The 8,071-nt window shown below is 74.2% G+C and carries 9 protein-coding genes; 4 read left to right on the forward strand and 5 right to left on the reverse strand.

The genetic code is table 11. From position 1 onward, the window contains the following. The first annotated feature begins 8 nt into the window (after window positions 1-8). Window positions 9-1,022: a TIGR03842 family LLM class F420-dependent oxidoreductase gene (locus LWC35_RS34805; protein ID WP_232874760.1), complete on the forward strand. Its 1,014-nt coding sequence runs from the start codon at window positions 9-11 to the stop codon at window positions 1,020-1,022. Here LWC35_RS34805 and LWC35_RS34810 read toward each other — a convergent pair. The 3 genes from LWC35_RS34810 to LWC35_RS34820 all read right to left on the reverse strand — a co-directional run bounded on the left by LWC35_RS34810 (window position 992) and on the right by LWC35_RS34820 (window position 3,181). Next, window positions 992-1,603: a TetR/AcrR family transcriptional regulator gene (locus tag LWC35_RS34810; RefSeq protein WP_232874761.1), complete on the reverse strand. Its 612-nt coding sequence runs from the start codon at window positions 1,601-1,603 to the stop codon at window positions 992-994. The genes LWC35_RS34805 and LWC35_RS34810 overlap by 31 nt on opposite strands. Window positions 1,604-1,620: 17 nt before the next feature. Then, window positions 1,621-2,640 carry an NAD(P)-dependent alcohol dehydrogenase gene (locus tag LWC35_RS34815; protein ID WP_232874762.1) on the reverse strand — a complete coding sequence of 340 codons (1,020 nt, stop codon included), beginning with the start codon at window positions 2,638-2,640 and terminating at the stop codon, window positions 1,621-1,623. A gap of 79 nt (window positions 2,641-2,719) precedes the next feature. After that, window positions 2,720-3,181, reverse strand: coding sequence for a DUF1059 domain-containing protein (locus tag LWC35_RS34820; RefSeq protein ID WP_232874763.1), 462 nt, complete (start codon window positions 3,179-3,181; stop codon window positions 2,720-2,722). Window positions 3,182-3,471: 290 nt separating this feature from the next. Between LWC35_RS34820 and LWC35_RS34825 the strand changes: the two genes are divergently transcribed. Further along, the gene (locus LWC35_RS34825; protein WP_232874764.1) at window positions 3,472-4,611 is read left to right on the forward strand and encodes an inorganic phosphate transporter; all 1,140 of its coding nucleotides are present in this window, start codon (window positions 3,472-3,474) and stop codon (window positions 4,609-4,611) included. 29 nt (window positions 4,612-4,640) lie between these two features. After that, window positions 4,641-4,871, forward strand: coding sequence for a hypothetical protein (locus LWC35_RS34830; protein WP_232874765.1), 231 nt, complete (start codon window positions 4,641-4,643; stop codon window positions 4,869-4,871). A 66-nt stretch (window positions 4,872-4,937) separates the two neighbouring features. Here LWC35_RS34830 and LWC35_RS40665 read toward each other — a convergent pair whose 3' ends face one another. Together LWC35_RS40665 and LWC35_RS34840 are read right to left on the reverse strand one after the other, a co-directional pair. Further along, window positions 4,938-6,113, reverse strand: a complete 1,176-nt coding sequence (locus tag LWC35_RS40665) for an acyl-CoA dehydrogenase family protein (RefSeq protein ID WP_232874766.1) — start codon at window positions 6,111-6,113, stop codon at window positions 4,938-4,940. Then, on the reverse strand, window positions 6,106-7,299 hold the full coding sequence (locus LWC35_RS34840) for an acyl-CoA dehydrogenase family protein (protein WP_232874767.1): 1,194 nt from the start codon (window positions 7,297-7,299) through the stop codon (window positions 6,106-6,108). The genes LWC35_RS40665 and LWC35_RS34840 overlap by 8 nt, the downstream gene beginning before the upstream one ends. A 147-nt stretch (window positions 7,300-7,446) precedes the next feature. On the opposite strand from LWC35_RS34840, the gene LWC35_RS34845 reads away from it, so the two are divergent. Further along, the gene (locus LWC35_RS34845; RefSeq protein WP_232874768.1) at window positions 7,447-7,809 is read left to right on the forward strand and encodes a DUF3040 domain-containing protein; all 363 of its coding nucleotides are present in this window, start codon (window positions 7,447-7,449) and stop codon (window positions 7,807-7,809) included. Window positions 7,810-8,071 lie beyond the last annotated feature (262 nt).

An 8,071-nucleotide genomic window follows, 5' to 3' on the forward strand; every position in this document is an offset into this window, starting at 1 on the left:
TGAGGGCGATGGACATCGGCCTGGTGCTGCAGACGGACCCGCCGGCGTCGACGGTCGTCGACCTCATGGTGCGGGCCGAGGGTCTCGGGTTCACCCACGGCTGGACCTTCGACTCGCACGTGCTCTGGCAGGAGCCGTTCGTGATCTACAGCCGGATCCTCGAACGGACCTCCCGGCTGGTCGTCGGGCCGATGGTCACCAACCCGGGCACCCGGGACTGGACCGTGCTGGCCTCGCTGTTCGCCACGCTCGACGACATGTTCGGCCCGCGCACGATCTGCGGCATCGGGCGCGGGGACTCGGCGATGCGGGTGCAGGGTCGGCCGCCGACCACGCTGGCCCGGCTCGAGACGTCGATCGCGGTGATCCGCGGGCTCACGGCCGGGCGGGCGGTCGACCTGGGCGGCACCGAGGTCCGGATCCCGTGGGTCCGCGAGGGCGCGCCGGCCGTCCCGGTCTGGGTCGCGGGCTACGGCCCGAGGGCGCTCGCGCTCGCCGGGCGCTGCGCCGACGGGTTCGTGCTCCAGCTCGCCGACCCGTACCTGGTGGAGTGGACGATCAAGACGGTGCGCGCCGCGGCCGCGGAGGCGGGCCGCGACCCCGACGCGATCACGATGTGCGTGGCCGCGCCCGCGTACGTCACCGACGGCGGTGCCGACTCCACCGCCCACGCCCTGGACCAGACGCGCTGGTTCGGCGGCATGGTCGGCAACCACGTCGCAGACCTGGTGACCCGTTACGGCGAGACCTCCGCGGCGGTGCCGGCCGAGCTCACCGGCTACATCAAGGGCCGCGCGGGCTACGACTACAGCCACCACGGCCGGGCCGGGAACCGGTCCACCGACTTCGTGCCCGACGCGGTGGTCGACCGGTTCTGCCTGCTCGGGCCGCCCGCCGCGCAGCGGGAGCGGCTCGCCGAACTGGCCGCCCTCGGCGTCGACCAGTTCGCCGTCTACGCCATGCACGACGCCCGGGAGGCGACGATCGAGGCCTACGGGGCGGAGGTCATCGGCCGGGTCTGACCGGCGCGCCGGGGGCCGCGGGTGTCGTCCGCGGGCCGGATCCCGAGCGCCGGGACCAGCCGGCGGTGCAGGTAGCCGCGCAGGGCGTCCTCGTCGGCCGCGTCGCCGTCGATCCAGACCAGGGACAGCAGGAACCGGATGACGGTCTCGGCGATCTCGTCGAGCTCGGCCTCCAGCTCGGGCTGGAACCGCAGCACCGGGCTGAGGAACCGCTTCGTCATCGCCAGCGCCTCGGTCGAGAGGCTGGCCCTGGCCAGCGCGAAGGTCGACCGGTCCGGGAAGGCGACCGGGGCCAGCGCCGGCTGGGTGCGGAACTCGTAGCGGGCGCGCAGGGTGGTCTCCACGACCAGCTCGGCGGCCGAGCCCGCCCCCCGCGCGCTCTCCCAGATCCGCTCCACGATCTGCTCGGAGAGCCGCAGCAGGGCCGACTCCACGAGCTGCTCGCGCGAGCCGAAGTGCCGGTACACGGTGGGCCGCGACACGCCGGCCCGCCCGGCGACGGCGCTCAGCGACGTGCCGTCGAACCCGGTGGCGGCGAGGCACTCGACCGCGGCGTCGAGAATCCGCGTGCGCACGTCCACGGCGGCATTCTCGCAGCTCAGTCGCCGGGGCGGATCACCGACTTGATCGCGGTACGGTCACGGCTCGGAGCCGTGAGGGCCGCCTCCGTGTCCGCGAGCCCGTAGTGGCCCGTGACGAGTGCGTCGAGATCGACCCGGCCGGAGGCGGCGAGTGCGATCGCGGTGGGCCAGGTGTTGGCGTAGCGGAACGTGGCGGTCAGCTCGATCTCCCTGCGCTGCAGGGAGCCCAGCGGCAGCGCGAGGTCGGCCGAGCCGCTGCCGACCAGCACCGCCCGGCCCGCCGGCGCCAGCACCTCCAGTGCCGCGCGGGTGGCCCCGGGATGCCCGGAGCACTCCAGCAGCACCTCGGGCTCGAGCCCGTCCAGGTGCGAACGGGACACGTCGACGGTGGCCGTCGCGCCCAACCGGGCGGCGACCTCCAGGCGGTGTGCGTTCACGTCGGCGACGACGACCTTGGCGGCGCCCGCGGCCACCGCGACCTGGGTGGCGACCAGCCCGATCGGACCGGCGCCGTTGACCAGCACCCGGCTCCCCGCGCCGACCCCGCCCTTGCGCGCGGCCCACACGGCGACGGAGAGCGGTTCGAGCAGCGCGGCCCGGTCGTCGTCGAGGGAGTCCGGCACGGGATGGGCGAAGGCCTCGTGGACCACGACGTACTCGGCGAGGGCGCCGTCGACCGGCGGTGTCGCGAAGAACTCCATCCGCGGGCACAGGTTGTAGCGGCCCGCGAGGCACTGCGGGCAGGTGAAGTCCGGGCGGCCCGGCTCGATCGACACGCGCGTGCCGCGCCCGAGGCGCGTCACGCCCTCCCCGAGCGCGACGACCTCTCCCGACGGCTCGTGCCCGAGCACCAGCGGCGCCTCGACGACGAAGTCGCCGATGCGGCCGTGCTCGTAGTAGTGGACGTCGGAGCCGCACACGCCGACCGCGGCCACCCGGACCAGCACCTCGCCGGGACCGGGCACCGGCACCGGCCGCTCCTCCAGCACGATCTCGCCGATCCGCCGCAGCACCGCGGTCCGCATCGAGGCCACCATGTCCCCAGGGTGCCCGTCCGGCCGGGATCCGTCGCCCCGGAGCGGTTCCGGCCGGACGGGCCGGCCTCCGGAAGGTCCTTCAGAAGGTCTTGACCCGCGTGGCGTCGAGGTTCCGGAAGGTGGGCTCGTTGCTGGCCATCGCGGACATCTTCTCGGCGATCCGCTGCGTCGCCGGGTGCTTGGAGTTGCGCATGGCCGCCTCGTGGTCGGGGAAGCCGACCAGCAGGTAGTAGCGGCCCGGCTCGTCGCGGTCGGCGGTCAGCACGGACCAGGTGGCGGTACGGGCGTCGTCGATCCCCTCGAGCCACTCCGCCTCCAGCTCCTCGAAGGGCCCGACGTCGTCGCTGGTGAAGTCGATGACCTGGACGAAGGTCCCGGCGCCGATGTCGACCGGGGCCGGGACCATGCCGCTGCGGATCCCGTCGCGGAGCTCCTGGTCGTCCGTGTGGCCGTGCACGTCGACCGCATGGATGACGGCCGCGCGGAGCACCTCCTCGGGCTCCCCCGCGATCGTCAGGCTGCAGCCCGACTCGCTCGGCATCGTGCGACAGTCGATCATCATCCTGGCCATCGGGTCGGTCCTCCGCCGGTCGGTCACCCCACTTGTCGTGGGCGAACCACTGCACCGCCGGGGCCGGGCGTCGTCTGTACGTAGTTCCGGTCCCGGCCGGACGGACGAGCCGGAGAGGCCGGACGGCGGAGTGACCCGGCGTCGCCCGAGGTGACGCAGCGCGCACGGGCCGCATCTCGGTTTCGCCCTGCGTTCATCTTCCGTTCACCCGGTGAACCTACCGTTTCGCCCGGCAATACTTCAGCGGAAGTGGCGGCGTCATGGACTTGTCCCTCCTCGTCATCGTGGTCGTGATCACGGCGTTGATCTTCGACTTCACCAACGGCTTCCACGACACGGCGAACGCCATGGCGACCTCCATCGCCACGGGGGCCCTGCGCCCCAAGGTCGCCGTCGCCGTGGCGGGCGTGCTCAACCTCGTCGGCGCGTTCCTGTCCGTGGAGGTCGCCAAGACGATCTCCAGCGGGATGATCGACGAAACCAAGATCACCCCGGTGGTGATCTTCGCCGGCCTCGTCGGCGCGATCATCTGGAACCTGTTGACGTGGCTGGTGGGGATGCCGTCGAGCTCCTCGCACGCCCTCTTCGGCGGGCTGATCGGCGCGTCGCTGGTCGCGGCCGGCGTCGGCGCCGTCAACTTCGGGACCGTGCTGACCAAGGTCGTCATCCCGGCCGCGATCTCCCCCGTGCTGGCGGGGCTGGTCGCGCTGATCGGCACCTGGATCGGTTACCGCGCCACCGCCCGCGCCGACCGCGGCACGATCACGAAGGGCTTCCGCACCGGGCAGATCGTCTCCTCCTCGATGGTCGCCCTCGCGCACGGCACCAACGACGCGCAGAAGACCATGGGCGTGATCACCCTGACGCTGATCACCGCGGGCGTGCTGGCGCCGAACTCCGGCCCGCCGTTCTGGGTGATCGTCTCGGCCGGCCTCGCGATCGCGCTCGGCACCTACCTCGGTGGCTGGCGGATCATCCGCACCCTCGGCAAGCGGGTCAGCGCCATCGAGTCGCCGCAGGGCTTCGCGGCCGAGACATCCTCGGCGGCCGTCATCCTCGCCTCGTCGCACCTGGGCTTCGCCCTGTCCACCACGCAGGTCTGCTCGGGCGCGATCTTCGGCGCCGGGGCCGGCCGCCGGCTCGCCGGCGTCCGCTGGGGCGTCGCCGGGCAGATGGCGATCGCCTGGATCCTGACGCTGCCGGCGGCCGGGATCGTCGGCGCCGCGGCGGCGTGGATCGCGTCGAGCGGCACCGTCGGCACGATCGTGGTCGCGGTGGTCGGCGTCGCCGTGGCCGCCGGGATCTACGCGATCTCCCGGCGCAAGCCGGTCACCGCCGAGAACGTCAACGACGTCCCCGCCCCGCAGCCGGTCGAGCCGCCGGTCCGGCTGGCGGCCTGACCCGACCCGACAGGAGAGCGGAGGAAACCGTGCACATCGCCTGGGGAGCACTCGGGGCCGTCGCCCTGGTGTCGCTGGTCGCCGGGGTGGCCGTGATCGCCCTGGTCGCGTTCGCCCTGGTCGGTCTGTCGGCCCGCAGCCAGCCCGCGCCCGTCGGACGGCGGGGGCTGAGCCCGGCCGCCGGCACCGCGGTCGCCGGGCTGTGCCTGGCCGCGGCCGCGCTGATCGTGGGTTACGGGCTCTACGTCATCGTGGCCTGAAACGCTGCCGAGCGCACGAACGGCCCTCCTGCTCGCCCGAGCGGGAGGGCCGTTCGCGCCGGTGGCTCAGCCGGTGGCGACCGCGGGGGCGGCCTCGCCGGAGGCGGTGTCCAGCACCAGGCGCGCGATCCGCGCCCGGTGCTGCTCGGCGCTGCCGAGCAGGGCGGCGTCGGTGATCGCGCGCTTGTAGTACAGCTGCGCCTGGTACTCCCAGGTGAAGCCGATGCCGCCGTGCAGCTGGATGGTGTCGGCGGCGATCCGCGCGAACGCCTCGGAGCAGGTCGCCTGGGCGATGCTCGCGGCCAGCGCCGGGTCGTCCGAGCCGTCGCCGAGCGCCCACACCGCGTGGTAGGCCGCCGAGCGGGCGTGCTCGAGGTCGACGAGCATGTCCGCGAGGCGGTGCTTCACGGCCTGGAACGAACCGATCGGCCGGCCGAACTGCAGCCGCCCCTTCGCGTACTCGACCGTGAGGTCGAGCAGGTGCTGCGAGGCACCCACCTGCTCGACCGCGAGCAGCACCGAGCCCACCACGAGGGCGTGCCCGATCACTCGCTCCGCCTCGTCCGGGCCGGCCAGGAGCCGGGCCGGGGCGTCGGCGAAGCGCAGCGTCGCCTGCCGCCGCGTCAGGTCCAGCGTGGTCAACGGGGTGCGCTCGACCCCGCCCGCGGTCGCGTCGACGGCGAACAGGGCGACGCCGTCCGGGCCGGTGGCGGCGACCAGCAGGTCGTCGGCCGCGGCCGCGTCGACCACCCGCTCGACGGTGCCGGAGAGCGTCCAGTCGTCGCCGGCGCGCGCGGCCTGCACCGTCACCGCCGCGGGGTCGAACGCCCCCGCCCGGTCGGCCACGGCCACGGCGGCGGTCCGGGTGCCCTCCACGAGCGGGCCGAGCAGCTCCGACCGCACCGGGCCGTCCGACGCCGCGACCAGTGCGGGGATGGCGAGTGCCACGGTGCCGAACACCGGCCCCGGGTACAGGGTCGCGCCCAGCTCCTCGACGGCGACGGCCTGGTCGACGAGCGTGCCGCCGACCCCGCCCTGTTCCTCGGGCACCGACAGGCCCAGCACGCCGAGTTCGGAGCCGAGCCGCGTCCACGCCTTGGTGTCGAACCCGGGGTCGGACTCCATCAGCCGCCGGACCGCCTGCTCGTCGGCGTTGTCGGCGGCGAACTTCCGGACCGCGGTGCGCAGCTCGCGCTGCTCCTCCGTGAACACGAAGGGCCGGGCGTCCTGCTGGTCAGCCACGGGGGATCTCCTTCCAGGGCTTGCCGGCGTCGGCGCGCAGGTCACCGGGCAGGCCCAGCACCCGCTCGCCGAGGATGTTGCGCAGCACCTCCGAGGTCCCGCCCTCGATGGTGTTGGCGCGCGAACGCAGGAAGCGCTGCTGCAGCGGGCCGCGCCAGTCGTCCGTGCGCTCCATGTCCCGCATCGTGTAGTCGTCGTACAAGATCCCCTCGGGGCCGAGGAGGTCCATGCAGAACTCGTAGACCTGCTGGTTCAGCTCCGCGCCCACGAGCTTGCCCACCGAGCCCTCGGGGCCCGGGCCGCCGACCGTCGCCGCCGCGCGGGAGCGCTCGGAGGTCAGCCGCTGGGCCTCGGCCCGCAGCCACAGCCTCGTCAGGCGGTCCTCGAGCACCGGGGTGTGCAGGTCGGGCCGGGAGGCCCACAGCGAGACCGCGTCGGCGATCGTGCCGGTGCCGCGGCGGCTGCCGCTCGCGCCGATCGAGCTCCGCTCGTTCATCAGCGTGGTCATGGCGACCCGCCAGCCGTCGCCGACCTCGCCGAGCCGGTGGGCGTCGGGGACGCGCGCGTCGTTGAGGTAGACCTCGTTGAACTCGGCCTGCCCGGTCATCTGGCGCAGCGGCCGGGTCTCCACGCCCGGGTCCTGCATGTCGACGACGAAGTAGGTCAGGCCCTTGTGCTTGGGCGCGTCCGGGTCGGTGCGGGCGAGCAGCAGCGCCCAGCGGGCCCGGTGCGCCAGCGACGTCCAGACCTTCTGGCCGTTGACCACCCACTCGTCACCGTCGCGGACGGCGGAGGTGGCCAGCCCGGCCAGGTCGGAGCCGGCGCCGGGCTCGGAGAACAGCTGGCACCAGATGTTCTCGGTGGTCGCGAGCGGGCGCAGCCACGCACGCTTGAGCTCGTCCGTCCGGGCGTGCTCGCGCAGGGTCGGCGCGGCCATCCCGTAGCCGATGGGGTTCAGGGCGAACGGGACGGGGCCGCCCGCGTCCTGCAGGATGCCGTCGGCCACGGACTGCAGGCCGCGGGAGACGCCGAGGCCGCCCAGGCCCTCGGGGAAGTGGACCCAGGAGAGGCCGGCGTCGAAACAGGCGGCGAGGAACTCCCGTGTCGGGACGCGCGTCGGGTCGTGCTCCTGCACGACCTTCCGCGCGGCGTCCGCGACCCGGGAGGAGTCGGCAGCGGTGTTCATGGGGCGACGATATGTGATGAACGCTCGTTAAGATAGAGCCGCTCGGCCCCGGCCGCTCGCCCCTCGCGGGCGGCTGTTCACCGAACGGGTGAGGGCACCGACGCCCCTGGAGTGTCGGGATCCGCATGTCAGGGGTATGCAGGAGGGGTGAGCGTCCCGGAGTCCCGCCCCCCGCGTCTGACCGATGCCGAACGCCAGCAGCTCGAGGAGCTCGAGCGGCGCCTGGTCGGCCAGTTCCCCGATCTCGACCACCGCTTCCAGAACACCGCCGGCGCCGACCGCCCGGCACCCGCCGAGATCCGCCTCGCCCGCGCCGTCTTCGCCGTGATCGCGCTGATCGTCGTGATCGTGGCGGCCGCGGTCGGCGGTGCCGGCGGTGCGCTGGCGGTGGTGCTGAGCATCGGCGGCACCGTCGGCATCCTCGCCCTGGTCGGCCGCAACCTGGCCCGCGCCCGCGCGGCGGTCGAGGCCACCACGCAGCGCCGCGCCGACAGCGGCACCGAGGTCTGACGGGACCCACCCGGACCGGCGTGCCCGCGCGGTCACGCCGGCGGACGTCCGTGTGCCGGGCACGCTCCTGCCGCCCCTCCCCCGCCGTGCTCTGCGCGCTGCGCCCTCCCCGGTGGGTGATCCCCGCTGCGCCCTCCCCCTCCCCCTGAGCCCTCCCCCCTGTGCCCGCCGCCGTCGCTCACCGGTCCGGCGGGCACACTGCCGACCGTGCCCGCCCTCGTCGCCGATCCCGGCGCGCTCCCCGACCTGCCCGTCCGGGCAG

It is taken from the genome of Pseudonocardia kujensis, assembly GCF_021283305.1.
In the GTDB taxonomy this organism is placed as follows: Bacteria; Actinomycetota; Actinomycetes; order Mycobacteriales; family Pseudonocardiaceae; genus Pseudonocardia; species Pseudonocardia kujensis.